21 protein-coding genes and 1 pseudogene are annotated in these 24,337 nt (G+C 72.8%); 11 read left to right on the top strand and 11 right to left on the bottom strand.

Annotation, left to right across the window (positions count from 1 at the left end):
* Nucleotides 1-111: 111 nt before the first annotated feature.
* The 3 genes from ACZ45T_RS37710 to ACZ45T_RS37700 form a co-directional block, all read right to left on the bottom strand.
* On the bottom strand, nucleotides 112-549 hold the full coding sequence (locus ACZ45T_RS37710; protein ID WP_468448744.1) for a hypothetical protein: 438 nt from the start codon (nucleotides 547-549) through the stop codon (nucleotides 112-114).
* A gap of 40 nt (nucleotides 550-589) precedes the next feature.
* Entirely contained in the window at nucleotides 590-1,342 is a 753-nt protein-coding gene (locus ACZ45T_RS37705) for an ABC transporter permease (RefSeq protein ID WP_468448742.1), read from the bottom strand.
* A 67-nt stretch (nucleotides 1,343-1,409) separates the two neighbouring features.
* Nucleotides 1,410-2,324, bottom strand: a complete 915-nt coding sequence (locus ACZ45T_RS37700) for an ATP-binding cassette domain-containing protein (protein WP_468448740.1) — start codon at nucleotides 2,322-2,324, stop codon at nucleotides 1,410-1,412.
* Between the two features lie 107 nt (nucleotides 2,325-2,431).
* Between ACZ45T_RS37700 and ACZ45T_RS37695 the strand changes: the two genes are divergently transcribed.
* The 3 genes from ACZ45T_RS37695 (at nucleotide 2,432) to ACZ45T_RS37685 (ending at nucleotide 5,519) form a co-directional block, all read left to right on the top strand.
* Complete coding sequence (locus ACZ45T_RS37695) at nucleotides 2,432-3,607, top strand: sensor histidine kinase (RefSeq protein ID WP_468448738.1); 1,176 nt, start codon at nucleotides 2,432-2,434, stop codon at nucleotides 3,605-3,607.
* A 4-nt stretch (nucleotides 3,608-3,611) separates the two neighbouring features.
* A complete protein-coding gene (locus ACZ45T_RS37690; RefSeq protein ID WP_468448736.1) occupies nucleotides 3,612-4,262 on the top strand; it encodes a response regulator transcription factor in 651 nt (216 codons plus the stop codon).
* Nucleotides 4,263-4,361: 99 nt separating this feature from the next.
* Complete coding sequence (locus ACZ45T_RS37685; protein WP_468448734.1) at nucleotides 4,362-5,519, top strand: ROK family transcriptional regulator; 1,158 nt, start codon at nucleotides 4,362-4,364, stop codon at nucleotides 5,517-5,519.
* Between the two features lie 157 nt (nucleotides 5,520-5,676).
* Here the strand turns inward: ACZ45T_RS37685 and ACZ45T_RS37680 are convergent, their stop codons facing one another.
* On the bottom strand, nucleotides 5,677-6,447 hold the full coding sequence (locus ACZ45T_RS37680; RefSeq protein ID WP_468448732.1) for a GntR family transcriptional regulator: 771 nt from the start codon (nucleotides 6,445-6,447) through the stop codon (nucleotides 5,677-5,679).
* A gap of 292 nt (nucleotides 6,448-6,739) precedes the next feature.
* On the opposite strand from ACZ45T_RS37680, the gene ACZ45T_RS37675 reads away from it, so the two are divergent.
* From ACZ45T_RS37675 to ACZ45T_RS37660, 4 genes are all read left to right on the top strand, one after another.
* The gene (locus ACZ45T_RS37675; RefSeq protein WP_468448730.1) at nucleotides 6,740-7,591 is read left to right on the top strand and encodes an alpha/beta fold hydrolase; all 852 of its coding nucleotides are present in this window, start codon (nucleotides 6,740-6,742) and stop codon (nucleotides 7,589-7,591) included.
* Between the two features lie 170 nt (nucleotides 7,592-7,761).
* Nucleotides 7,762-9,330 (top strand): alkaline phosphatase D family protein, encoded by a 1,569-nt coding sequence (locus ACZ45T_RS37670; RefSeq protein ID WP_468448728.1) that lies wholly within the window; start codon nucleotides 7,762-7,764, stop codon nucleotides 9,328-9,330.
* A gap of 139 nt (nucleotides 9,331-9,469) precedes the next feature.
* Nucleotides 9,470-10,963 (top strand): GNAT family N-acetyltransferase, encoded by a 1,494-nt coding sequence (locus ACZ45T_RS37665; RefSeq protein ID WP_468448726.1) that lies wholly within the window; start codon nucleotides 9,470-9,472, stop codon nucleotides 10,961-10,963.
* A 236-nt stretch (nucleotides 10,964-11,199) separates the two neighbouring features.
* Nucleotides 11,200-12,900, top strand: coding sequence for a DUF885 domain-containing protein (locus tag ACZ45T_RS37660; RefSeq protein WP_468448724.1), 1,701 nt, complete (start codon nucleotides 11,200-11,202; stop codon nucleotides 12,898-12,900).
* Nucleotides 12,901-12,984: 84 nt separating this feature from the next.
* On the opposite strand, the gene ACZ45T_RS37655 is transcribed toward ACZ45T_RS37660, so the two are convergent.
* Nucleotides 12,985-13,515 (bottom strand): rhodanese-like domain-containing protein, encoded by a 531-nt coding sequence (locus tag ACZ45T_RS37655; protein ID WP_468448722.1) that lies wholly within the window; start codon nucleotides 13,513-13,515, stop codon nucleotides 12,985-12,987.
* A 94-nt stretch (nucleotides 13,516-13,609) separates the two neighbouring features.
* Between ACZ45T_RS37655 and ACZ45T_RS37650 the strand changes: the two genes are divergently transcribed.
* Nucleotides 13,610-14,056: an Lrp/AsnC family transcriptional regulator gene (locus ACZ45T_RS37650; protein WP_468448720.1), complete on the top strand. Its 447-nt coding sequence runs from the start codon at nucleotides 13,610-13,612 to the stop codon at nucleotides 14,054-14,056.
* On the opposite strand, the gene ACZ45T_RS37645 is transcribed toward ACZ45T_RS37650, so the two are convergent.
* From ACZ45T_RS37645 to ACZ45T_RS37635, 3 genes are all read right to left on the bottom strand, one after another.
* Complete coding sequence (locus ACZ45T_RS37645; RefSeq protein ID WP_468448718.1) at nucleotides 14,046-17,057, bottom strand: AAA family ATPase; 3,012 nt, start codon at nucleotides 17,055-17,057, stop codon at nucleotides 14,046-14,048. The two genes, ACZ45T_RS37650 and ACZ45T_RS37645, sit on opposite strands and share 11 nt — an antisense overlap.
* Nucleotides 17,054-18,223, bottom strand: coding sequence for an exonuclease SbcCD subunit D (locus tag ACZ45T_RS37640; protein WP_468448716.1), 1,170 nt, complete (start codon nucleotides 18,221-18,223; stop codon nucleotides 17,054-17,056). Before ACZ45T_RS37640 ends, ACZ45T_RS37645 begins: the two co-directional genes overlap by 4 nt.
* An 84-nt stretch (nucleotides 18,224-18,307) precedes the next feature.
* Nucleotides 18,308-18,934, bottom strand: a complete 627-nt coding sequence (locus tag ACZ45T_RS37635) for a YigZ family protein (RefSeq protein WP_468448714.1) — start codon at nucleotides 18,932-18,934, stop codon at nucleotides 18,308-18,310.
* 97 nt (nucleotides 18,935-19,031) lie between these two features.
* Here ACZ45T_RS37635 and ACZ45T_RS37630 point away from each other — a divergent pair, with 97 nt between their 5' ends.
* Nucleotides 19,032-19,436 (top strand): CoA-binding protein, encoded by a 405-nt coding sequence (locus ACZ45T_RS37630; RefSeq protein ID WP_468448712.1) that lies wholly within the window; start codon nucleotides 19,032-19,034, stop codon nucleotides 19,434-19,436.
* Between the two features lie 92 nt (nucleotides 19,437-19,528).
* Here the strand turns inward: ACZ45T_RS37630 and ACZ45T_RS37625 are convergent.
* A pseudogene (locus ACZ45T_RS37625) lies at nucleotides 19,529-20,095 on the bottom strand (helix-turn-helix domain-containing protein); the annotation flags it as partial.
* A gap of 106 nt (nucleotides 20,096-20,201) precedes the next feature.
* On the opposite strand from ACZ45T_RS37625, the gene ACZ45T_RS37620 reads away from it, so the two are divergent.
* On the top strand, nucleotides 20,202-21,068 hold the full coding sequence (locus ACZ45T_RS37620; RefSeq protein WP_468448710.1) for an EamA family transporter: 867 nt from the start codon (nucleotides 20,202-20,204) through the stop codon (nucleotides 21,066-21,068).
* Between the two features lie 9 nt (nucleotides 21,069-21,077).
* Here the strand turns inward: ACZ45T_RS37620 and ACZ45T_RS37615 are convergent, their stop codons facing one another.
* Together ACZ45T_RS37615 and ACZ45T_RS37610 are read right to left on the bottom strand one after the other, a co-directional pair.
* Entirely contained in the window at nucleotides 21,078-22,667 is a 1,590-nt protein-coding gene (locus tag ACZ45T_RS37615; RefSeq protein WP_468448708.1) for an MFS transporter, read from the bottom strand.
* A gap of 108 nt (nucleotides 22,668-22,775) precedes the next feature.
* Complete coding sequence (locus ACZ45T_RS37610) at nucleotides 22,776-23,537, bottom strand: acyltransferase (protein ID WP_468448706.1); 762 nt, start codon at nucleotides 23,535-23,537, stop codon at nucleotides 22,776-22,778.
* A gap of 163 nt (nucleotides 23,538-23,700) precedes the next feature.
* Between ACZ45T_RS37610 and ACZ45T_RS37605 the strand changes: the two genes are divergently transcribed.
* On the top strand, nucleotides 23,701-24,246 hold the full coding sequence (locus ACZ45T_RS37605) for a gamma carbonic anhydrase family protein (protein WP_468448704.1): 546 nt from the start codon (nucleotides 23,701-23,703) through the stop codon (nucleotides 24,244-24,246).
* Nucleotides 24,247-24,337: the final 91 nt, after the last annotated feature.

Raw genomic sequence — 24,337 nt, 5'->3', positions numbered from 1 at the left:
GCCCGCTGGGCATCGGTCACCGACAACGGCGGAATCTTCGGACCCGGACGACTCATACCGAACTAACGACAAACCTCCGACTCAGGTCACTAGTACTCCTCCACTCGATCCTCACGGCGGGTCGATCACGGTGACTCCTGCCATCAGCACGTAGGGGTCCTCGCTGTCCCACCGCGCCACATAGGCCACCAGCCACTGCTCCTCGGCCCGCCACACATGCACGTGGTCGGTGGTGTTGCTCACCACGTCCCACGGCTCCGGTATCTCCTCCCCGTCGTGCCCTCGGTCCAACAGCGACGTGACGCTGAAGACCTGCTGCTCCCCCCACCGATCGGCCAGGGCCTGGGTGAGCGCCTCGTACTCGGCGGCGATCTGATCGGCCGCCTCGGCCCGGCCCGAACCGTCGTCGTCCCAGAAGTCCCGCGTCCAACCCAACTGGACGAGGTGGTAGCCCGGGCCGCTGATCTGCCCGCCGGACCGGACCGGCTCGGCGGGGAACTCCCCTGCCCGGAGCCGGTCGATCGTGTCGAGATGCTCTGCCGTGGTCATACCGTCAGTATCCCGACCCCCACTGACAACTGGCCCGGCGTCACGCGTCCCTGCGCCGCACCGCGAACCAGCCGGCGACCAGCGCCGCCAGCGACCACAGGGCGGCCACCCCGAGTCCGCTCCAGGGGCCGAGGGATCCGTACGCGTCCATCCGCATCACCATCTGACCGGCCCGGTCCGGCATGAACTGTCCGGCTCCGCCCACGACCTGGCCGACCACGAAGGGAACGATCAGGATGAAGGGTATGAGCAGGCTCATCACCAGCGTGCCACTGCGCACCAAGGCGGTCAGACCGGCCGAGAGCAGCGCGATGAGCATCAGGTAGACACCGCTGCCGAAGACCGCCCGCACCGTGCCCGGGTCGCCCAGGCCGATCGCGTACTGACCCATGAAGGCCTGCCCGGCGACGAACGTGACGAGGCCGGTGACCTGCCCGACGAGGAAGGCGAGGCCGGCGATCACGGCGACCTTCGAGAGGTACAACCGGGTCCGGTTGGGCACGGCAGTCAGCGAGACCCGCAGGGCTCCGGCACGGAACTCACCGGCCAGGGCGGTGGCGCCGAAGGCGATGGCCGCTATCTGCCCGAAGTTGATGCCGTAGAACGCGCCGAGCAGCGGGTCCTCACCCATGGCGCCCTGCTCTGCCGTTCCGATCGCCGCCGCGGTGAGGACCGTGATGCCGGCGGTGGCGACGAAGACGGCTATGAGGGACCCGAGGACCGACCGGGCGGACCTTATCTTGATCCATTCCGAGTGCAGGACGGGGATGGTGGGCAGGGCGACTGCGGTCATGGCAGGGCCTCCAGTCGAGGTCGGTGGTGAGTGGCGGTAGGTGGGAGACGTTCGGAAGCGGACGGAGTCAGCCGGCGGCGGAGGAGAACTGGGCACGGTCGGCCGTGAGGTCGAGATAGGCCTCCTCAAGTGAGGCCCTCTCGTCGGAGAGCTCGATCATCGGAACCCCTTCGCGGGCGGCGAGCGCTCCGACGGCCTCGGCCTGTATGCCGTCGACGGTCCACCGCCCGTCATGGGCGGCGACCAGCTGCCAGCCCCCGCTCTCCAGGGCGGCCCGCAGGCGGTCCGGGTCGGAGGTCCGCAGCCGCACCCTGGGGGTGCTGCGGGCTTCGATGAACTCCCCTATCGAGGTGTCGGCGAGCAGCCGGCCCTGTCCAAGGACCACCAGGTGGTCGACGAACGAGGCGGTCTCCGCCATCAGATGGCTGGAGACGAGGACGGTGCGCCCCTCGGCGGCGAGTGCGCGCATCAGCTCGCGGATCCAGATGATGCCCTCCGGGTCGAGCCCGTTGGTCGGCTCGTCCAGCAGGAGCACTCCGGGGTCGCCCAGCAGCGCGGCGGCGATGCCCAGCCGCTGGCGCATGCCCAGCGAGAAGGTCTTGACCCGCCGACGGGCCACCGAGGCTATGCCGGACTGCTCCAGTACGGCTTCCACCCGCGATGCCGGAATGCTGTTGCTGGCGGCCAGCATGAGGAGGTGGTCGCGTGCCGTGCGCCCGCCGTGGGCCGCCTGCGGATCGAGCAGGGCTCCCACCTCGTGCAGGGGTGCCCGGAGGTCGGTGAACCGGCGACCGCCGATGGTGGCCGTTCCCGAGGTGGCTCGGTCGAGGCCCAACAGCAGTCGCATCGTCGTGGACTTGCCGGCGCCGTTGGGGCCCAGGAATCCCGTCACTCGGCCGGACAGGACATCGAAGGTGAGGTGGTCCACGACACGGTGGGTGCCGTAGTCCTTGGTCAGTTCTCGGAGCTCGATGCGGTTCATGACTCCAGAGTCCCGGCCGGCCCACCCCCTTCCCTCCCCCATGCGAGGGTGGCGTCTCCCCCACGTGGGGGAGACGCCCGTGACCTGCCCGCTGTCACGATGGGGGCATGTACCGACTGCTCCGTGCTCCGTTCCTCCCGGTGACGTACTCGCGCTGGCTGCACCTGTGCGTTCCCCTCCTGCTGCTGGCCATCTGGATGTTCATCAATCCCGCGAGGCCGTGGGTTCCGCTGCTGATCGTCATACCGTTCGGGTTCGTGCCGTGGGTGCGGCTGGCCGAGGGTCTACAGGCGCAGTTCCTGCTGACACCCGACGATCGCGACTCCGCCGACAGCGGTATCAGCGCCGCGCCGTCGGCGCGGTGGAGCGACCGGTGGCGGACGTTGCTGTGGCTGGAGATACGGCTGGTCGTCTCGGGCGCGGCCATGTTCGCCACCGTCACCCTGCCGTTGGTGACCGTCGAGCTCCTCGCGAGCGCATTCGGGCACACGCTGACCGCCGATCCGACGATTCCCTTCACCCCACCGCGCTGGGCCGCGGCCCTGCTCGCGCCGGTGCCGCTGATCGTGCTCCTCGCCGTCGTCGTGCTGCTAGGCGAGGTGATCACCGGGATCGCCCGGCGGCTGCTCGGGCCTTCGGCGGCCGAACGGCTCACCGCGCTGGAAGCACGCACCGAGCAGTTGCTGGAGCGGACCCGGATCGCGCGGGAACTGCACGACTCCATCGGGCACGCGCTGACGGTGGCGGTCGTACAGGCGGGGGCGGCGCGGGCCGCGGGCGATCCCGAGTTCACGGACCGGGCGCTGAGCGCGATCGAGGAGACGGGCCGGGCCGCGCTGGAGGACCTGGAACGGGTGCTCATGGTGCTGCGGGAGTCGGCGCAGCCGCCCTCGCAGCGGCCGACGCTGGTGGAGGCGGACCGGTTGCTGGAGTCGGCCCGGGCCTCCGGCTCCGCCGTGGACGCAGAACTGACCGGGGCGCTGGAGAAGTTGCCGGGCCCCGTCACCCGGGAGGGGTACCGGATCCTTCAGGAGGCGCTGACCAATGTGCTGCGGCACTGCGGCCCCGTGCCGGTTCGGGTGCGGGTGGAGATGACCGCGGGCCGGCTGGACCTGGAGGTGACGAATCCGCTGCCGGAGCGGCCCACCGTCACGGTCGGCGGGGGCAGCGGGCTGCGCGGGATGCGGGAGCGGGCCGCGCTGCTCGGCGGGGACGCGGAGACCGGACCGTACGAGGGTGGCTGGAGGGTGCACGCCCGGCTTCCGCTGGAGCGAATACGCTGACCGGATGCCGGTTACCGTACTGCTCGTCGACGACGAGCCCCTGGTGCGCGCGGGTCTGCGTGCCGTCCTGGATGCGCAGCCCGACATCGAAGTGGTGGGCGAGGCGGCCGACGGGGCCTCCGTGGTCCCGCTCGTCCGGCAGCTGCGGCCCGACGTGGTGGCGATGGACGTACGGATGCCGCTCCTCGACGGGATCGAGGCGACCCGCGCGGTCCTGCGGACGGTGGACTCCCCGCCGAAGATCCTCGTGGTGACCACCTTCGAGAACGACGAGTACGTCTACCAGGCGCTGCGGGCCGGCGCGGACGGGTTCCTCCTGAAACGGGCCCGGCCTTCGGAGATCGTGCACGCGGTACGGCTGGTGGCGGAGGGCGAGACGCTGCTCTTCCCGGCGGCCGTGCGGGCCCTGGCCGCGGAGTACGGGAACCGGCGGGCGCGGGCGGCGCTGGAGCGGGCCGCCCTGACCGAGCGGGAGGAGGCGGTGCTGCGGCTCATGGCGCGAGGACTCACCAACGTGGAGATCGCGGCCGAGCTGATCATCGGCACGGAGACGGTCAAGTCCCACGTCAGCGCGATCCTGGCGAAGCTGGGGGCCCGGGACCGCACCCAGGCGGTGATCGCGGCGTACGAGTCGGGGTTCGTCTCCCCCGCCTGAGGGAAGGCTGATTCCGGCCGATGGGGGGCTGCTTCTCGCCGCCGCACCGGGGGCACAGTACGATCCGGCTGACAAGCTCGCTAGCTGGGAGGACACACGTTGGGGCAGCTGACCGGCGGGGACCCCTCTCTGCTCCGGCGGATCAATTCCGCCGTGGTGCTGCGCGCACTGCGCTCGGCCGGATCTCCGACCCTCACCGACCTCACACGGGTGACCGGCCTGTCCCGGCCGACCGTCGAGGGCGTCGTGGAGGGGCTGATGGCGACCGGGCTGGTTGTCGAGGCCGATGCGGAGGAAGGCGCGCGGCGGCAGGGGCGACCGGCCAGACGGTTCCGTTTCCGGGCCGAAGCGGGGCACTTGCTCGGGATCGAGATCGGCTCGCACCGGATCGCGGTGCTGCTGTCCGGGCTGGACGGCCGCGTCATCGGCGCCGGCACCAAGGACGTCGCGGAGACGGCGTCCGCCGACGAGCGGCTGGAGCGGGTGCGGGCGGCCGTCGCCGATCTGCTGCGCCGCGCCGGGGTGCCCCGGGACTCGCTGTGGGCAGTCGGCGTCGGAAGCCCCGGGATCGTGGAGGCGGACGGCACGGTCCGCCTCGGCACCGCGCTGCCCGGCTGGACCGGGCTGCCGCTCGGGGAACGGCTGCGGCGCTCGTTCCGCTGCCCGGTGCAAGTGGAGAACGACGCCAACGCCGCGGCGGTCGCCGAGCACTGGAAGGGCGCCGCACGGGACACCGGCGACATGGTGTTCGTGATGGCGGGGCTCAGTCCGGGCGCCGGCTCGCTGATCGGCGGCCGGCTGCACCGGGGCTTCGGCGGGGCGGCCGGCGAGATCGGCGCCCTCCATCTGCTGGGCCGCGAGGTCACGCCCGAGCGCCTGCTCTCGACCACCAGTGAGCCGCTGCATCCGCTGGACGAGCCCGCCGTCGCCGAGGTCTTCGCGATGGCCAAGCGGGGCGACGAGCGGGCGGTGGCCGCCGTCGAGCGGTTCCTGCAGCGGCTGGTGCACGACGTGGCGGCGCTGGTCCTGGCCATGGACCCGGAGTTGGTGGTCGTCGGCGGCTGGGCGGCCGGCCTGGACGGGGTCCTGGAACCCCTCCGCCAGGAGCTGGAGCGCTACTGCCTGCGCCCACCGCGGGTGGCCCTGTCCCTGCTCGGCGAGGCCGCGGTGGCGACCGGCGCCCTTCGGCTCGCACTGGACCACGTCGAAGAGGAACTCTTCGCCGTGGAGAAGACGGTCACGGCCCGCCGCGGCTGACCGCGCCCGGGCGGCGAGACGTCCGGAAAACCGGTACGGCCTGGGCCCGGCGACTGCCGGGCCCAGGCCGTACCGCAACACTCCGAGCCGGGCAGGGCCGCGCCGGGCGAGGCCGGGCAGGGCCGCGACGACGGCCCGCCCGGCCAACGCGGCGGTGTCAGGAGGCGACGCGGGGTTCGTGGGTGATCTCGACGTTGCCCGAGTCCCCGAAGGTGAGCCGGCAGGTGTCGGCGCGGTAGGTCGCCACCGAGAGCGCGGCCGTCCCCGCGGCGGTGAAGTAGCGCGTGGTGACCAGGAGTACGGGCGCGCCGGGCAGGCGGTCCAGCTCCTTGGCGTCGTCGGCGCGGGCGGAGCCGAGCTCCACGGAGCGGTCCTGGCCGTCGAGGACCAGCCGCTGGAGCTCACGCAGGACGGCGCGGGCGCGGGCGGGTCCGGTCGGGGCCTCGATGGCAGGCAGTCCGGGCACCGAGGCGGCCGGAACGTAGAGCAGCTCGGCGGCGACGGCCTGGCCGTTCGTGACCCGGGTCCGGCGCACCGTGTGGACCGGCTGGTCTGCGGCGAATCCGCCACCGGCTTCGAGGAGCTTCAGCACCGCGGCCGACGGCAGGGTCTCCGTCGCGTCCACCGGCTCCCAGCCGTCGACGCTCTCGCCGGGCCAGCTGTGCTGCGCACTGCCCACGGCAACGCCGACGCGCGGCGGGGCGACGGTGGTGCCGACGCCACGGCGCCGCTGCAGCCGGCCTTCGAGCTCCAACTGCTCCAGCGCCTGGCGCAGGGTCGCGCGGGCAACTCCGAAACGGGCCGCGAGATCACGCTCGTTGGGCAGCACCTCGCCGACGGCGAAGTCCTGGTCGAGCGCCTCGCTGAGGACGGTCTTGAGGTGCCAGTACTTCGGCTCCGGCACCGTTTCGAGCTGCGTGGTCCCCACCCTGACTCCTCCTGCCATCGCTGCACTCGCCGTGTGTTCCAGCGGCAGTTCCGCGCCCTTGTTTATTAAAGGTTCCTGCACTATCCCTGCGACGATAGGACGGTGCACCCCCTTGGTCAAGACCAATACTCATGCCTTTGCCGGGCAGATCGGGCATACGTATCAAGCCGTTCACGGGATGTTCTCGTGCTCCCCCAGGGCTTGTAGTCAAGGGCTACCGGACGGTAATCATGACGACAGGCGCTACTGACAGCCTGTCTCGCACGCACGCGTCCAACCGACGAGGAGCAGCATGACCGCCACGGTCTCCTTCACGATCGATTCGCCGCTCGGCCCGCGCACCGCCACCGCCACCTACGAGCGCAAGGGCGCCGGCGAACCGCTTCTCCTGCTCCACGGCATCGGCCACCACCTCCAGGCCTGGCACCCGGTCATGGACATCCTGGCCGCCGAGCACGATGTGATCGCCGTCGACCTGCCCGGCTTCGGCGCCTCGCAGCCACTGCCCGCAGGGGTTCCGTACAGCCTGAGTACCGTGGCCACGGCGCTCGGCGGGCTCTGCGCGGCCCTCGGGGTCGAGCGCCCGCACGTCGCGGGCAACTCCCTCGGCGGCCTGCTCGCGCTCGAAATGGGCCGGAGCAACCTGGTCCGCTCGGTCACCGCCCTCTCCCCCGCCGGGTTCTGGACGGAGGGCGAGCGCCGCTACGCCTTCGCCGCCCTCCGCACGATGCGCGCCGGCGCCAAGGCGCTGCCGCTGCCCGCCGTGGAGCGGCTCTCGCGCTCCGCCGCCGGCCGCGCCGCACTCACCGGCGCCATCTACGCCCGCCCGTCGCGCCGTTCGCCCGAGGCCGTGATCGCCGAGACCCTCGCCCTGCGCGAGGCCACCGGCTTCGAGGAGACCCTGGCCGCAGGTGGCTCCGTACGGTTCACCCAGGACGTGCCCGGCCTGCCGGTCACCATCGCCTGGGGCAGCCGCGACCGGCTGCTGCTGCGCCGCCAGGGCGTACGCGCCAAGCGCACCCTCCCCGGCGCCCGGCTGGTCCGGCTCCCGGGCTGCGGCCACGTCCCGATGAACGACGATCCGGCGCTCGTCTCCCGGGTGGTACTGGACACGGCCCGCAGCTCACGCCTCGCGGCGGCCTGAAACCACCGGGCGCCTGACCGGACAGAGCCGGGACGACGAGCGACCGCGAGCTCGAACGGATGAGCGGCTGACGGCTGTTCATCCGCGGTTCGCGTGAGCGACGCGGCCGGGCCGGTGTGCGACGGCACGCTGGTCCGACCATCCTCGCCACCCCCCCTGGAGACGCCCCGATGGCATCGACGCCGCACACCCGACGGACCCTCATCGGCGGTTCCCTCGCCCTGTCCTCCGCGCTGCTCGCCGCTCCCGCGCTCGCCGCCCCGGCCTTCGCCCGCTCCGGCCGGCCGAACGCGCTCTGGGGCGTCCAGTCCGGAGAGATCACCGCCCACTCGGCCACCGTCTGGACCCGTTCCGACCGCCTCGCGCGGATGTACGTCGAGACCTCCCCGAGCGAGGCGTTCCGCTACGCCGTACGCCGCCACCGCGGCCCGCTGCTCGGCCCGTCCAGCGACTTCACGGGAACCACCGTCCTGCGCGACCTCCCGCCCGGGCAGCAGGTCCACTACCGGGTCGTCCTCGCCGACCCCGACGACCCCCGCCGTACCTCCGAGCCCGTCCAGGGCACCTTCCGCACCACCCCCGCCTCCCGCCGCCACGACGTGCGCTTCCTGTGGTCCGGGGACCTGGCCGGACAGGGCTGGGGGATCAACCCCGACATCGGCGGCTACCGCGTCTTCGAGGAGATGCGGCTGCGCAACCCCGACTTCTTCCTCTTCAGCGGCGACACGATCTACGCCGACGGGCCCATCAAGTCCTCCGTGCCCCTGCGCGACGGCAGCCTCTGGCGCAACGTCACCACCGAGGAGAAGGCGAAGGTCGCCGAGACGCTCGCCGAGTTCCGCGGGAACTTCCGCTACAACCTGCTCGATCGCAACCTGCTCGGCTTCAACGCCCAGGTCCCGGTCCTCGCCCAGTGGGACGACCACGAGGTGCGCAACAACTGGTACCCCGGCCAGCTGATCGACGACCCCCGCTACACCGTCAAGGAGGCCGACACCCTCGCCGCCCGCGCCCGCCAGGCCTTCGGCGAATACTTCCCCGTCACCGACCTGCGCGGCGGTCGCGCCGAGGGCCGGATGTACCGCGCGATGCGGTACGGCCCGCTGCTCGACGTCTTCGTGCTCGACATGCGCACCTACCGCAACGCCAATTCGCCCGACTCCCAGACCGAGGACCCCATCGGCATCCTCGGCCCCGAGCAGCTGGCCTGGATCAAGCGCGAGCTCTCGCGCTCGCGCGCGACCTGGAAGGTCATCGCCGCCGACATGCCGCTGGGCATCGTCGTCCCCGACGGGGCTGCGAACTTCGAGGCCGTGGCCCAGGGCGACCCCGGCGCTCCGCTGGGCCGCGAGCTCCAGATCGCCGAACTCCTGCGCCACATCAAGCACCAGCGCATTACAGGCACCCTCTGGCTCACGGCGGACGTGCACTACACCGCCGCGAACCACTACGCGCCCGAGCGGGCCGCGTTCACCGACTTCGCGCCGTTCTGGGAGTTCGTCTCCGGCCCCATCGGCGCCGGCGGCTTCCCGTCCGGGCGGCTCGATGCCACCTTCGGCCCGGAGACGGCGTACGTCCAGTCGGCCCCCTTCACCAACATGTCCCCGTCGGAGCACCCCCCGTACTACGGCGAGGTCGACATCGACGGCGGCAGCGGGGAGCTCACCGTGCGGTTGCGGCGCCAGGGCGGCGGCGTGCTGTTCACCAGGACGCTCCAGCCCGGGCGGGTGGGCCAGTAGGCAGCAGGCAGCAGGCAGCAGGCAGCAGGCAGCAGGCAGCAGGCCAGGAAAACTGGGTGAAATCGGCCAGATGGACACTTAACCAGTCGGTCACAGACCGTTCGTGATCACGCAACACCCCTGCGCCACAGTGGTGTGCATGACTGACCGTAGCCTCGCCTCCGCCCAGCGTCCCCACCGCCACCACTGGCGCCGCGACGTCGTCGAACTCGCCGCGCTCTTCTGCGCCGTCGCGGTCGCCGACGCCATCGCCAATCTCGTCGTGCACGGTCCGAGGGGCCCGATCCTGCTGGTCGCCTCGGCCGTCGCACTCCTGGTCACCGCGGCCTTCCACACGTGGTGGGCGCGGCGCCACAGTCATGCGCCGCCGCCGCCGCACGGCACGGCGCCGCCCACGGACCCGACGTCGCCGGCCCCCGGCGCGACCGGGACCGCCGGTGCGACCGCCACCGCCACGGCGACCACCACCCTGTGGCGGATGCGCACGACCGTACGGGACGAGCCCGGTTCCCTGGCCGCCCTCTGCACCGCACTCGCCCGTAACAGCGTCGACATCCTGACCCTCCAGACCCACCCGCTCCCCGAAGGCGGCACGGTCGACGAGTTCCTGCTGCGCGCCCCGCAGCAGCTGCCCTCCGCCGACCTCACCCGCGCCATCGCCGGAGCCGGCGGCCACAGCACCTGGATCGAACGCGCCGACGCCCACGACCTGGTCGACACCCCGACGCGCGTCCTGGGCCTGGCCACCCGCACCGCCCTGGACGCCGCCGAGCTCCCCCTCGCGCTGCGCCAGCTGCTCGGCCGCTGCACGATCCACTCGATCCCGGCGACCACCCTCTCCGGCCGCCCCAACGCCGGCGCGGACGCCCCCGTCGAGGGTGTCCTGGAGGCCACGGTCCTGCGCCTGCGCGACCCCTCCGGCGGCGCCATCACCGTGGAGCGGCCCTACCTGCCCTTCACCCCGACCGAGTTCGCCCGGGCCCGCGCCCTCGTCGAACTCGACACCCGGCTCGGCCCGCGCGTCCCGCGCAGCCAGGACGTACTGACCCTGCCCGAGGGCAACGAGATCACCGTGCGCCGCGCCGACGGCTCCGACCAGGCCGCGGCCCGCGCCATGCACGACCGCTGCTCCGAGCGCACCCTCGGCCTGCGCTACCACGGCCCCGTCTCCGACGCCGACCGCTACCTCGGCCACCTGCTGAGCCCGCGCTTCGGCCGCACCCTCGCCGCCACCACCGCCTCCGGGAAGCTCGTCGCCCTCGGCCACCTGCTGTGGGACGGTGACGAGACCGAGGTCGCACTCCTCATCGAGGACGACTGGCAGCGCCGCGGAATCGGCTCCGAGCTGCTGCGCCGCCTCATCGCGATGGCCGTCGAGGCCGGGTGCGACAGCGTGTACGCCGTCACCCAGGCCTCCAACACCGGCATGGTCGCCGCCATGCGCGGCCTCGGCCTCCCCCTCGACTACCAGATCGAGGAGGGCACCCTGGTGATCACGGCCCGGCTGGACGCGACCCCGGTCAGCTCGCGACTGCCCTACGAGCTCCCCCACGAGCAGCCCCACGCACTCCCCCGCGCGCTCCCGCCGGCGCTTCCGCACGACCAGCAGGCACCGCGCCACCGCCGGCACTGAGCGCCCGCGTCCGGACCGGAGCTTCGAGGCCCCACGGGAACGAGCTCCGGCCGGATCCGGCCAAACTCCGGGCGCTCAGACCTGCCCGATTTCACCCCTCGGAAGCGCCAAGTCTCGTATGCAGTACGGGTGTTGATGGCCCCAAGGGTGGTCCACCGGCCCCGTCGCCACCCGGGGCCGCAGGCTGACGGCAATCTGTGATGACGGAAGCATGTCTCACATACGAAGATGGCCGCATGTCAGAGATCCTCCACAACGGCAGCGCATCCCGGCTGCCCCGCCAGGTGGCCGACGCGTACGTCGACGACCTCATCGCCCTCGACCCGATCACGGGCACCTACCTCGGTGTCGCCGCGAGCTCCGCCAAGCTCCCGGACTTCTCCCCGGCGGGCCGCGCGGCCGTCGCCGACCTCGCCCGCGCCACCCTCGCCCGCCTCGACGCCGCCGAGCTGCTGCCCGGCGCGGACAGCGACGCCGAGCGCCGCTGCGCGCGCCTGCTGCGCGAGCGGCTCACCGCCGAGCTCGCGGTCCACGAGGCCGACGAGGACCTGCGCGCGGTCAGCAACATCCACAGCCCCGCGCACAGCGTCCGCGAGGTCTTCAGCCTGACCCCCACCGACACCGACGAGGACTGGGCGGCGATCGCCGAGCGGCTGCGCGCCGTGCCGGCCACCTTCGCCGGCTACCGCGAGAGCCTCGGACTCGGCCTGGAGCGCGGCCTGTACGGCGGCCCGCGCGCCACCGCCACCATGATCGGCCAGCTCACCACCTGGGCCGGCCAGGACGGCTCCGGACCCGCCTTCTTCGAGGACTTCGTCTCCGGCGGCCCGGACGCCCTGCGTTCCGAGCTGGACGAGGCGGCCGACGCCGCGACCGCCGCCGTCGCCGAACTGCGCGACTGGCTGAGCGCCGTGTACGCCCCGGCCGTCGAGGGCAAGCCCGACACCGTGGGCCGCGAGCGCTACGCCCGCTGGTCCCGGTACTTCAACGGCACGGACCTCGACCTGGACGAGGCGTACGCCTACGGCTGGTCGGAGTACCACCGGCTGCTCGGCGAGATGAAGACCGAGGCGGCCAAGATCCTCCCGGGCGCCGGCCCCTGGGAGGCGCTGAAGCACCTGGACGAGCACGGCACCCACATCGGCGTGGACGAGGTCCAGGCCTGGCTCCAGGGCCTGATGGACGAGGCCATCGAGAACCTCGACGGCACCCACTTCGAACTCGCCGAGCGGGTCCGGAAGGTGGAGTCCCGGATCGCCCCGCCGGGCGGGCCCGCGGCCCCGTACTACACCTCCCCCTCGGAGGACTTCTCCCGCCCGGGCCGCACCTGGCTGCCCACGATGGGCCAGACCAGCTTCCCGGTCTACGACCTGGTCTCCACCTGGTACCACGAGGGCGTTCCGGGCCACCACCTCCAGCTCGCGCAGTGGACGCACGTGGCGGACCAGCTCTCCCGCTACCAGGCCACCGTCGGCATGGTCAGCGCCAACTGCGAGGGCTGGGCCCTGTACGCGGAGCGGCTGATGGAGGAGCTCGGCTACCTCAAGGACGCCGAGCAGCGGCTGGGTTACCTGGACTGCCAGATGATGCGCGCGGCGCGGGTCATCGTGGACATCGGCATGCACCTGGGGCTGCGGATCCCGGACGACTCGCCGTTCCACCCGGGCGAGGACTGGACGGTCGACCTGGCGCAGGAGTTCTTCGGCCTGCACAGCGGCCGCCCGGCGGACTTCGTCGAGAGCGAGCTGACCCGGTACCTGTCCATGCCGGGACAGGCGATCGGCTACAAGCTGGGCGAGCGCGCCTGGCTGCTGGGCCGGGACAACGCCCGTGCGGCGCACGGCGATTCCTTCGACCTCAAGGCCTGGCACATGGCCGCGCTGTCGCAGGGTGCGCTGGGGCTGGACGACCTGGTGGACGAGCTGTCGAAGCTCTGACTCCGGCCGTACGGAGCCCCGCGCACGACGGACGGGCCGCCCACCTCCCCGTGGAGGCGAGCGGCCCGTCCGTCGTCGGCCGGCTCAGCAGCCGCAGTCGTCCGAGTCGGTGGGTGCGGTCAGCGGGTCCGCCTCGGCGCGCTGCTGGCTGCCCTGCCAGGTCTCGACCTCGAAGCCCTCGCGGATCCAGTACTCGATGCCGCCGAGCATCTCCTTGACCTGGAAGCCGAGTTCCGCCAGGGCAAGGGCGGAGCGGGTGCCTCCGTTGCAGCCGGGGCCCCAGCAGTACGTCACCACGGGGACGTTCTTGTCCAGGAGCCGCTCGGCCTGCTCGGGGATGAGGGCGGTCGGCAGGTGGATGGCGCCGGGCACGTGGGCCTGGTCCCAGGACGGGGTGGAGCGGGAGTCGATCAGCTGGAAGCCGAGCTCGGCCCCCTGCTCACGGTGGGCCTTGAAAGCGGCGGCGACGTCCGACACGTCCGCGTGGAAGGCCAGGCTCGCGGCGAAGTACGCGGCCGCCGCGGCCGGGGAGGCCGGGGGCACCCGGAGCACGGGGTTGGTGGTGGCGGAAGCGGTCGAGCCCGGCTGGTTCACGTGCGTCTGTGTCGTCGTCATGGCTAGAAATCTACGATCTGTTGATCATTGCCGGAAGTGGTTTTCCCCGGCCTTTCTCTTGTCCCGCCGGGAAATCCCCTGCTAGACCTGGGCCATGACCGACTATTCCCCTGACGTCACCGACTGGCGGATCCTCGAAGCCCTCCAGCGGGACGGGCGCGCCAGTTTCACCGAGCTCGCCCGCTCCGTGTCCATGTCCGCGAGCGCCGTGACCGAGCGGGTCCGCCGCCTGGAGGAGGTCGGCGTCATCACCGGCTACACGGCGGTGGTGGACCCGGAGAAGCTCGGCAAGTCGATCCTCGCCCTGGTGCGGCTGCGCTATCCGCACGGCAACTACAAGCCGTTCCACGACTTCCTGGAGGCCGCCCCCGAGATCCTGGAGGCCCATCACGTCACCGGCGACGACTGCTTCGTACTCAAGGTCGCCGCCCGTTCGATGGCCCACCTGGAGGAGGTCACGGGCCGGATCTCCGGCCTCGGCCCGGTGACGACGAGCATCGTCTACTCCTCGCCGCTGCCGCGCAGGCCGCTCAGTCCGTGAGCGCCGCCGTCCGGTGGCGCACCACCGAGCCCCCGCGCTGCTTGACGATCTCCAACTGCGCCTGAACCCGGGTCCGCAGGTCGGCGACGTGGCTGACGATGCCGACGCTGCGGTCACGCTCGCGCAGCGAGTCCAGTACGTCCAGCACCTCGTCCAGCGCCTGGTCGTCGAGGCTGCCGAAGCCCTCGTCGATGAAGAGGGTGTCCAGCCGCATCCCGCCCGCCTCGTCGGTGACCACATCGGCGAGGCCCAGCGCGAGGGCGAGCGAGGCGAAGAAGGTCTCGCCGCCCGACAGCGTGGCGGTGTCCCGCTCGCTTCCGGTCCAGGCGTCGACCACGTGCAGCCCGAGGCCGGAACGCCCCCGTCCGCTCGCGCGCGCGTCGGAGTGGACCAGCGTGTAGCGGCCACCGGACATGCGCAGCAGCCGTACCGTCGCGGCGGCGGCGACCTGCTCCAGGCGGGCGGCCAGCACGTACGCCTCCAGCCGCATCTTGCGCTCGTTGTCGGCGGAGGTGCCCGCGGTGAGTCCGGCCAGCCGGGCGACCCGCTCGTAGGCCTCGCGCAGCGGTCCGAGCGCGCGCAGTTCCCGCTCGGCCTGCCGGGAGAGCCGGTCCAGCTCCTCGCACCGGACGCGGGCCGCGTCCACCGACGACCCTGCCGTACGAAGCTTCGCCGCGGCCTCGGCCGCGTACGCCTCGGCCGCATCCGGTGCGGCCGGAGGCAAGGCTGCCGCTTCGGCGGCGCCGGTCTCGCCACGGCGGTCCGCCAGGAGGGCCTCCTCCGCCTGCCAGGTGTCCAACCGGCGTTGGAGCGCGGTGCGTTCGTACTCGGGGAGCACCGCTTCGGCGGCGGCGTCGATGGTGTCGAAGCCGGCCTTGAAGGCGGCGTCGGCGAGCTGGTCGTCGGCCTCCTTCAGCCGCGCCGCGGTGGCCTCGGCCCGGCGCAGCGAGGCGTCGGCCGCGGAGACCATCCGGACCCGGTCCTCCAGGGTGCGGGCGCGGGCCGCGACCGTGGGGGCGCCGTCCCGTACGAGGACCAGCTCGGCCTCCAGCGAGGCCTGTTCCCGGTCCAGGGCCTCGCGGCGGGAGGCCCTGGCGGCGGCCCGGGTCTCGGCGCCCTGCCGGTCGGCGCTGCGCGCGGCGTGCTCCCGCTCGGCACGGGCGAGCCGCTCCCGGGCGGCGTGCAGCCCCGCGGCCGCGGCGTGGGCGGCGGCGTGCCCGGCACTCAGCTCCGAGGTGAGGGCGAGGAGTTCCTCGGTGGTGGCCTCCCCCGCGGCGGCGGCCGCCTCGGCGCGGGCCTCCCGGGCGGCGGCCTGCCGGCGCTCGACGGCGGCCCGGTCCTGCTCGGCCCGTTCGAAGCGGGCGTGGGCTGCGTCCTCGGCCGCGCGGTCCACGTGCCCGGGGGCCGGGCGGGCCGGAGCGGGGTGCTCCGCGGACCCGCACACGGTGCAGGCCTCCCCCGCCACCAGCGCCTCGGCGAGTTCGGCGGCGATCCCGCGCAGCCGGGCCTCCTTGAGCTCCAGCCAGCGCTCCCGGGCGGCGGCCGCATCCTCGCGCAGGGTGAGCAGTTCGCCCGCGGCGCGCTCCTCCTCGGCGGCGAGCTCGTCGCGCCGGCGGGCGGCGTTCAACTGCATCCGGGCGGGTTCCAGCCGGCCCGCGAAGTGCTCGGCCTCGGTGGCGGCCTGCTGGGCGGCGTCCACCCGCTGTTGCAGCGCGGCCCGGGTGGCGTCCCAGCGCTCCAGCCACTCGGCGGACTCCTGGTGCTGCTCCTCGGCCGCCCGGGCCTCCCGTTCCAGGTCGGCCCGCTCGCGGCCGATCTCCGCGCTGCGCTGCTCGGCCCGGTGGGCGGCGCCCAGCGCACCCAGGTCCTCGCGCAGCCGCTGCTCGACGGCGGCCAGCTGCTCGGCGCCCGCCTCCTTGAGCTGGGGCGGGAGTTCCGCCCGGGCGGCCGACTCGGCGTGCGCGGCGGCCAGGTGCGCGGCGGAGGCCGCGCCGCGCAGTTCCAGGGCGGGGGCGACCTGGGCGCCCCGCCGGGCCCGGTCCAGCAGGCCGCGCACCCGCTCGCGCTCGGGCCCGGCCTCGGCGAGCAGGGCGGCCCGGCGGGTGGTCTCCGCGTGCCGGCGCTGGAGCCGGTCGAGCTCCCGCTCGTCCTCGGCGGCCCGCCGGGCGGCGGCGTGCCGGCTCTCGACGGCGGCCAGTGCGTACTCGGCGACCTCGTACCGCTCCCGGGCCGCGCACCGGGCGACGGCCGCCCAGGCCCGGATCGCCTCGGCGAGCCCGGGGTCTCCCGGCTGGTGCCCGGGCAGCGGCCAGGCCCGCAGGTCGGCGCTGTCCCCGGCGGCCTGGGCGAGCCGCTGGGCGGTGTGCAGCACCTTCTCGTCGCCGGCCCGGACCTTGGCCTCGGCGGCCCGGCGGCGCTCCCCGAGCAGGGCCTCGACGGCGGCGAAGCGGCGGGTGTCGAAGAGCCGGCCGAGCAGCCGGCCGCGCGCCGCCTCGTCGGCGCGCAGGAACCGCGCGAACTCCCCTTGCGGCAACAGCACGACCTGGCAGAACTGCTCGCGGCTCATGCCGAGCAGCTGCTCGATCTCCTCGCCGATCTCCTGGTGGGAGCGGCTGAGCGCCTCCCAGCCCTCGCCGGTGTGCTCGCGCAGCCGGCTCTGGGCCTTGTCCCTGGTCGTGCCCGTGCCGCGCTTCTTCGGGCGTTCCTGTTCGGGGCGCCGGGTGATCTCCAGGCGGCGGCCGCCCGCGGTGAGTTCGAGGGTGACCTCGGTCGGGGTCTGCGCGGACGCGTGGTCGCTGCGCAGGCTCGTGCCGGGGGCCTGGCGGGGGCCGGGCACGGACCCGTAGAGCGCGTAGCAGACGGCGTCGAGCACGGAGGTCTTCCCGGCGCCGGTGGGTCCGTGCAGCAGGAAGATCCCGGCGCCGGACAGCGCGTCGAAGTCGATCTCCTGGGGCTCGGCGAAGGGCCCGAAGGCGGTGACCGCCAGCCGGTGCAGCCTCATCGGTGGGTCTCCTGACGGCTGTCGTCGGCCCGTACGTCGTCGAAGGCGCTCTGGAGGACGGCCCGCTCGGCCTCGTCCGCGTGGCCGCCGCCGCGCACGTGGGCGACGAAGTCCTCGGCGATCTCCTGGTCGCTGCGGCCGCGCAGGCGCTGGGCGTAGGAGGCGCCGGCCTCCTCGGCGCGGCCCTCGGGGTCGAAGGCGAGGCTGAGGGTGTGCGGGAAGCGGGCGGCGAGCCGGGCCATGGGGTCGTCGGGGCGGACCGGGTCGGTGAGGGTGGCCTCGACCCAGGCGTCCTCGTGCACCTCGTACGCCGGCTCCTCCAGCAGGTCGTCGAGGCGTCCGCGCAGCCGCGCGAGGGCCCGCGGCACAGGGGTGTCGATCCGCTCGGCGCAGGCGATCTCCCCCTCCGCCCCCAGCTCGATCAGCCACATCGTCTTGCGGTGGTGGACTTCCGAGAAGGAGTAGGCGAGCGGGGAACCGGAGTAGCGGACCCGTTCGTTGATGGTCTGGCAGCCGTGGAGGTGGCCGAGAGCGGCGTAGTCCACCCCGTCGAAGACGGAGGCGGGCACGGCCTCGACGCCGCCGACGGTGATGTCGCGCTCGCTGTCGCTGGCCTGCCCGCCAGTGACGAAGGCGTGCGCCAGGACGACGGAGCGGGTGCCGGGCGCGCGGGCGGCCAGGTCGGCCCTGATCCGGTCCATGGCCGCGCCCAGCACCGCCTCGTGGCTGACCTTCTCCGCGCTGAACTCGTCCTTGACCAGGGCCGGTTCCAGGTACGGCAGCCCGTACAGCGCCACCTCACCGTGTACGTCGGCCAGTACCACGGGCTCGGCGCAGCCGGCCGGGTCGGTCCGCAGGTGGATCCCGGCGCGGTCGATGAGCCCGGCCCCGACCCCGAGGCGGCGCGCCGAGTCGTGGTTGCCGGAGATCATGACGGTGGGCACGCCGAGCTCGGCGAGCCGGTGCAGGGCCCGGTCGTACAGCTCGACGGCGGGCAGCGGGGGCACGGCCCGGTCGTAGATGTCACCGGCGACGAGCACGGCGTCGACCTCGCGCTCGCGGACGGTCTCGACGAGGTGGTCGACGAAGGCCGCCTGGGCGCCGAGCAGGTTCACGCGGTGGAAGGCCCGGCCGAGGTGCCAGTCGGAGGTGTGCAGGAACTTCACTCGCCGGCCCCGCCGCACATGCCGTCTCCCCCTGGTCGCTCCCGCTCGCTGAACCCCTCTACGCTAACCCGTCCCGGGGGGCCCTCAGGGCGCGTACGTCTCTCCGCCGAGGGTGAGGGTGGCGCTGCCCGCCGTGCTGTCGGCGAGCCAGGCCTCGAAGCCGGGCAGGTCCGCCTCCGGCAGGGCGACCTCGATCTCGACGGCGGCTCCGTAGCGCAGGTCGACCACGGTCCGGCCGGTGGAGCGCAGGTCGTTCTGGGTCTTGCCGGCCCGCTGGTGATCGACGGTCACGGTGGCCAGCCGGTAGCGGCGCCGGGTGACGGTGCCGAGCGCGTCGAGGGCTTCGCCGACGACCCCGCCGTAGGCCCTGATCAGGCCGCCGGCGCCGAGCTTCACGCCGCCGTAGTAGCGCGTGACCACGGCGACCGCGTAGCGGATGTCCCGGCGCGTGAGCATCTGCAGCATGGGAACCCCGGCGGTGCCGCCGGGCTCGCCGTCGTCGCTGGCCTTCTGGACGGACGCGTCGGCGCCGATGACGTAGGCGAAGCAGTTGTGCGTGGCGGTGGGGTGCTCCTTGCGGACACGCGCGACGAACTCCTGCGCCTCCTGCTCGGTCGCGGCGGGCGCGAGCGAGCACAGGAAGCGCGAGCGGTTGATCTCGGACTCGTGCACGCCCTCGCGGGCCACCGTCACGTACTGGTCTGCCTTCACCGCTCCACCCTACGGGGAATCGGACATGTGTCTTTTCGGTTGTTCCCGGCAGAGCAGCAGACGGCGACAGCAGACGCACCGGCAAGAGGCGGCACACGTGTACGGCGATCAGGCAACCATCCGCAAGATCCTCACCGAGCTCGGTGACACCTGGGCCGTGGTGGGCCTCTCGAACAACCAGGACCGGGCGGCCTACGGGGTGGCCCGCGTGCTCCAGCGGTTCGGCAAGCGCGTGGTCCCCGTACACCCCAAGGCCGAGACGGTGCACGGCGAGCCCGGGTACGCCTCGCTGGAGGAGATTCCGTTCAAGGTGGACGTGGTGGACGTCTTCGTGAACAGCACACTGGCCGGCCCGGTGGCCGACCAGGCGGCCGCCGTCGGCGCCGCGGCCGTCTGGTTCCAGCTCGGCGTGATCGACGAGGCCGCCTACGACCGCACTCGCGAGGCCGGGCTGACCATGGTCATGGACCGCTGCCCGGCGATCGAGATCCCCGCGCTCTAGCCCGCGTCCGCCCCCGCACCCGCACCCGCCCCGGCCCCCGCGACCGCGCTGCCGTGCGCGTGCGCGGTGGCGGTGGCGGGCAGCGGCGCCGACATGGGCGGGACCGACACCGCGAGGGTCATCTCCATCGGCTCGGAGCCGTCGTTGCGGTAGGAGTGCGGGAGGTTGGCCTCGAAGGTGGCCGCGGCCCCGGCCGGTACGCGGAACTCCTCCTCGCCGACCACCAGGGTCAGCTCCCCGGCCGTGACGTGCAGCATCTCGATGGTGCCGGAGGGGTGCGGGGCGGATTCCGTCCCCTCGCCCGGCACGAGGTGCCAGGTCCACAGCTCCATCGGCCCGCGCTCGTCGGTACCGATCAGCATGGTCGTCGAGCTGCCCGCGTCGCTCGACCAGATCCGGACGACCTGATCCGGCGCGACGATCCGGACCTGCGGGCCCCGGTCGTAGTCGAGGAGCGTGGAGATGCTGACGCCGAGGGCGTCGGCCAGCCTGACCGTGGTGCCCACGCTGGGGTTCGTACGGGCCTGCTCGATCTGGATGATCATCCCGCGGCTCACTCCCGCGCGGGCCGCCAGCGCATCCAGGGTGAAACCGCGCTCCCCGCGCCACCTCTTGAGGTTCCGGGCGAGCGCCAGGCTGAGCTGTTCGAGATCCGACACCATTCCGTCCAATATTCTGGATGACACAGTCCAATAGACTGCACTACCGTGCTGTGTATTCGATGCTGCACTCCACCGTTCACCGCACTGTACTGCGAGGCCCGCCATGACCGCCCTCTTCGCCCTGGCCACAGCCGTGCTGTGGGGTCTCGCCGACTTCGGCGGCGGGCTGCTGACCCGCCGGATACCCGCGCTCACGGTGGTCGTCGTCTCGCAGGTCCTCGCCGTCGCCGTGCTCGGCGCGGTGGTGCTCGCCGCCGGCGCCTGGCGGGAGGCCGGGCCCCAGCTGTGGTTCGCGGTCGGCGCCGGCCTGGTCGGGCCGGTCGCCATGCTCAGCTTCTACAAGGCGCTGGCCCTCGGCCCGATGGGCGTGGTCTCGCCGCTGGGCTCCCTCGGGGTGGTCGTGCCCGTCGCCGCGGGGCTGATGCTGGGCGAGCGGCCCGGCCTCGGCCAGTTCGCGGGGATCGCGGTGGCCGTCGTCGGCATCGTCCTCGCGGGCGGCCCGGAGCTGCGCGGTGCGCCCGTACAGCGGCAGGCCGTCATCCTCACCCTGATCGCGGCCTTCGGGTTCGGCGCGGTGATGGCCCTGATCGCACAGGCGTCCACCACCCTCACCGGGCTGTTCCTCGCGCTGTTCGTGCAGCGGGTCACCAATGTCGCCGTGGGCGGCGCCGCCCTGTGGGCCCAGACCCGGCGCGGGGTCCCGGCCCTGCCAGCGGGCACCGGCCCGCGGATCCTGTGGACGCTGCTGCCCGCACTGGCCTTCGTCGGCCTCGCGGACGTCGCGGCGAACGGCACCTACTCCATCGCCGCCCAGAACGGCCCGGTCACCCTGGCCGCGGTGCTGTCCTCGCTCTACCCCGTGGTCACCGCGCTCGCCGCCTTCGCCGTGCTCAAGGAACGCCTGCGCGCCGTCCAGGCGGCGGGCGCCGGCCTGGCCCTGGCGGGCACGGTCCTACTGGCCGCGGGCTAGGTCGTGTCGTCAAAGTCCCGTCTGGCTGGCGGGCTCTGGCACGCACGCTCGCCGCGTTGTCGTCGGTCGCCGACGCTCCGCGTCGCCTCCCTCCTCCGCCTTGCGATCGCACGCACCAGACCCCGCCAGCCCCGCCCTTCGGGCGGCCGACGCGACTTTGACGACACTCCCTAGGGGCAACGCGGGGAAGGGAAGCACGGCGATTCCGGAAACGTACTGGTCGACGCCGTACCTCTCCGCCGATTCCACATCGGCCGACAGATGACCTTTGGTGTTGAACGGTGAGATCCAGACGGTGATGCCGCTGTCCGTTTCGCGTAGCCAGCGGTCCGAACTCACATAGCGGGGCCTGCGCGTCACGTTGATGATGTTGTTGTTGTGGCGCACTCTCGCGTGATACATGACGTAGTCGGGACACTCCACGGCGGAACAGTCGAAGAACCTGTCCGTCCTTTCGCGCCACGAGAAGATCGGGACCCGGTACTCCGTGTCGATCTTTCCGCGGTCTCCCCTCAGGAAAATGACCGACACGGCCGCTGCCAGCTGGTCGTATCCGGCGTTGGCGGGCAACTGCACCAGCCGCTCCGTCTTGAAGTCGGCGCCGGGGTAGACCCAGGAGTCCGGCGGCACCACCACGCCGGTGTTGATCGTGCGGTACGCCGTGGGCTGGGCGTGGAGTTCGACGTCGTTCCCGCCCTCCACGTCGGACCGCCAATCCTTCTGGTTCATCTTCGACTTGTCCGGATCGAAGGTCGACTCCCGTCCCTGGACCCAGTAGATGTTGTTGAGGACATAGGCCGGGACGTCCCCGTCGTTCGCCACGCGAAGCGTCACCGGGAGGTGGATGACGGGGCGTTTCGGATCCATTCTCGGTGTACCGAACTTCGCCTCGACGATGAAGTGGAAGAGTGCGGCCTGTGGCTGGTAGAGGGCCGAGTAGGCGAAGTTGGCCGACGTGAGGAGGGCGGTGACGGTCAGACCCGCGGTGAAGCTCTTGGGATGGGGGATCCCTTTCCAGGCCCGCTGCCTCCAGAGCGTCCAGGCCGCCCAGAGCGACCAGAGCAGGAGCGGGAGGAAGATCCAGAGGTAGGGCGTGTACTCGCGCTCCTGGAACCAGACGCCCAGCAGCAGGCCCTGCGAGGCCACCGTGATGAGGACGCCCACCAGCACCATCGCGCCCGAGTACCGCAGAGTGCGCTTGCCCGAGTAGTCGAACACCGCCGCCGCCGCGATCCCCTGGACCGCCCCCGCGAGGAGGAACAGCACTCCCGTGAGGCGTCCCGAGAAGGTCAGCGCGCCGAAGGCATCCACCTCGCCGATGTGGATGAGAAGGACCATGGAGGCGAGCAGGCCGGCGCTCAGCAGCGCGATCGTGCCGCGTCTGCGCCAGGTCCGGTCGGGCCAGACGCCGCTGTCCGCCTCGCGCCAGGTCACGGAGGCGCGGTCGGCCAGATCCATGTCCTGGGGCAGCCCCGCACGGTGCAGCTGCTTGCGCAGGTCGCGCTGCGACCATGCGCTGCCCGCCGGTGCGCCGCCGATGGTGATCGCGCGCAGGCCGCGGCCGTCCGGTCCGTGGACCACCACTCTGGGCCTGTTCATGACCCCAGGCTCACGGCGGGGGCCGGGGTGCGCACTCGGGGTTACTCCGAGCGCCCCGCGGCGCTCGGCGGCGCTGCGCTGCGACGAGCCGCGACGCGCCGCGTCCCGTCAGCCGGCCTCGGCGGTCTGGTGTTCCGCTTCCGCCAGCCCGGCCAGCCCGCGCAGCTGTTCCGGGGTCATCCCGTCCGGGATCGGCACCGGCGCCGGCGTGCGCAGCGGCGGCTGCCAGCCCGTCTCCGGCTCCCAGCGCCGTACGATGCGCGCCGGGGCTCCCGCCACCACGGCGTGGTCCGGCACCTCGCCCCGTACGACGGCTCCCGCGGCCACGACGACGTTGCGGCCGAGCCGGGCGCCCGGCAGGATCACCGCGCCGGTACCGAGCCAGCATCCCGGGCCGATCTCCACCGGCGCGTTGCGCGGCCACTGCCGGCCGACGGGCTCGTGCGGATCGTCGTAGCTGTGGTTCGTCGAGGTGATGTAGACCCCGGGACCGCAGAAGGTGTTCGACTCGATGGTGATCCGGGCGTCGGCTATCACATGGCTGTTGCGGCCTATGACCACCCCGTCGCCGAGCACCAGCATCGGTTCGGCGCCCAGGTCGAGGTCCGGCATCATCCCGGCGGTGAGGGTGACCTGCTCGCCGATGATGCAGTGCGCGCCGAGCCGGATCCACTGCTCGCCGAAGACCGTGCCCTGCGGGAAGGCGAGCCGGGTGCCGTCTCCGATCGCGCCGAACCGCAGCCGCCCCGGGGTCTGCGCGGTGACCGCGCCGGCCTGCTGCATCCAGCGCCAGCCGGTGTGGACCGCGCGGTTCGCCAGCCGGCGGCGCAGGGCCGTCAGAGAGGAGAACGTGTTCTGGTTCTTCGGCACCCGGCAACGGTAATGCGCCGGGCGCCGGTCGGCCGGACGGCGATCCTGTGATCTTCACCCCATCGCGGGGGCGGCGGACCGCGTGCCCTACGGTGCCGTTAGCGCGGCAGAGGCAGTGGCAGTGGCGTCCGGAGAGACACCGCAGAGACAGAGGGAAGAGAACATGACGCACCAGGCGGCCCAGGCACTCGTGGCGGGTGTCGGCGGCAAGACCCCGGACATCGACCCGACGGCCTTCACGGCGCCCACCTCGGTCGTGATCGGCGATGTCACCCTCGGCGCGGGCGCGAGCATCTGGTACTCGGCGGTGCTGCGCGCCGACTGCGGCCCGATCACGCTCGGCGCCGACAGCAACGTGCAGGACAACTGCACGGTCCACGTGGACCCCGGCTTCCCGGTCTCGATCGGCGAGCGCGTCTCCATCGGCCACAACGCCGTCGTGCACGGCTGCACCGTCGAGGACGACTGTCTGATCGGCATGGGCGCGACCGTGCTGAACGGCGCGGTGATCGGCGCCGGGTCCCTGGTGGCCGCCCAGGCGCTGGTCCCGCAGGGCATGGTGGTCCCGCCCGGCTCGCTGGTCGCGGGCGTGCCCGCCAAGGTGCGCCGCGAGCTGACCGACGAGGAGCGCGAGGGCATCAAGGTCAACGCCCTGATGTACGTGGAGCTCTCGAAGCAGCACCGCGCCTCGGTGACCCCGGACGCCTAGGAGCTGTCCGGCCGATCTTGATAGACCGTCTGCAGTATCTGTTGCCGTACGATCTCGGCAGTTGAGGGGGAGGGCATGGAAGACGTATTCG

The sequence above is a fragment of the Streptomyces sp. NPDC030995 genome (assembly GCF_055571215.1).
The sequence above is the reverse complement of the archived record's forward strand: the minus strand, read 5'-3'. Positions and strand labels throughout refer to the sequence as shown.

Excerpts from the sequence above, each read along its gene's own strand:
- ACZ45T_RS37710 (WP_468448744.1), bottom strand. The coding sequence starts at position 549 with ATGACCACGGCAGAGCATCTCGACACGATCGACCGGCTCCGGGCAGGG.
- ACZ45T_RS37705 (WP_468448742.1), bottom strand. The coding sequence starts at position 1,342 with ATGACCGCAGTCGCCCTGCCCACCATCCCCGTCCTGCACTCGGAATGG.
- ACZ45T_RS37700 (WP_468448740.1), bottom strand. The coding sequence starts at position 2,324 with ATGAACCGCATCGAGCTCCGAGAACTGACCAAGGACTACGGCACCCAC.
- ACZ45T_RS37695 (WP_468448738.1), top strand. The coding sequence starts at position 2,432 with ATGTACCGACTGCTCCGTGCTCCGTTCCTCCCGGTGACGTACTCGCGC.
- ACZ45T_RS37690 (WP_468448736.1), top strand. The coding sequence starts at position 3,612 with ATGCCGGTTACCGTACTGCTCGTCGACGACGAGCCCCTGGTGCGCGCG.
- ACZ45T_RS37675 (WP_468448730.1), top strand. The coding sequence starts at position 6,740 with ATGACCGCCACGGTCTCCTTCACGATCGATTCGCCGCTCGGCCCGCGC.
- ACZ45T_RS37670 (WP_468448728.1), top strand. The coding sequence starts at position 7,762 with ATGGCATCGACGCCGCACACCCGACGGACCCTCATCGGCGGTTCCCTC.
- ACZ45T_RS37665 (WP_468448726.1), top strand. The coding sequence starts at position 9,470 with ATGACTGACCGTAGCCTCGCCTCCGCCCAGCGTCCCCACCGCCACCAC.
- ACZ45T_RS37660 (WP_468448724.1), top strand. The coding sequence starts at position 11,200 with ATGTCAGAGATCCTCCACAACGGCAGCGCATCCCGGCTGCCCCGCCAG.
- ACZ45T_RS37655 (WP_468448722.1), bottom strand. The coding sequence starts at position 13,515 with ATGACGACGACACAGACGCACGTGAACCAGCCGGGCTCGACCGCTTCC.
- ACZ45T_RS37650 (WP_468448720.1), top strand. The coding sequence starts at position 13,610 with ATGACCGACTATTCCCCTGACGTCACCGACTGGCGGATCCTCGAAGCC.
- ACZ45T_RS37645 (WP_468448718.1), bottom strand. The coding sequence starts at position 17,057 with ATGAGGCTGCACCGGCTGGCGGTCACCGCCTTCGGGCCCTTCGCCGAG.
- ACZ45T_RS37620 (WP_468448710.1), top strand. The coding sequence starts at position 20,202 with ATGACCGCCCTCTTCGCCCTGGCCACAGCCGTGCTGTGGGGTCTCGCC.
- ACZ45T_RS37615 (WP_468448708.1), bottom strand. The coding sequence starts at position 22,667 with ATGAACAGGCCCAGAGTGGTGGTCCACGGACCGGACGGCCGCGGCCTG.
- ACZ45T_RS37605 (WP_468448704.1), top strand. The coding sequence starts at position 23,701 with ATGACGCACCAGGCGGCCCAGGCACTCGTGGCGGGTGTCGGCGGCAAG.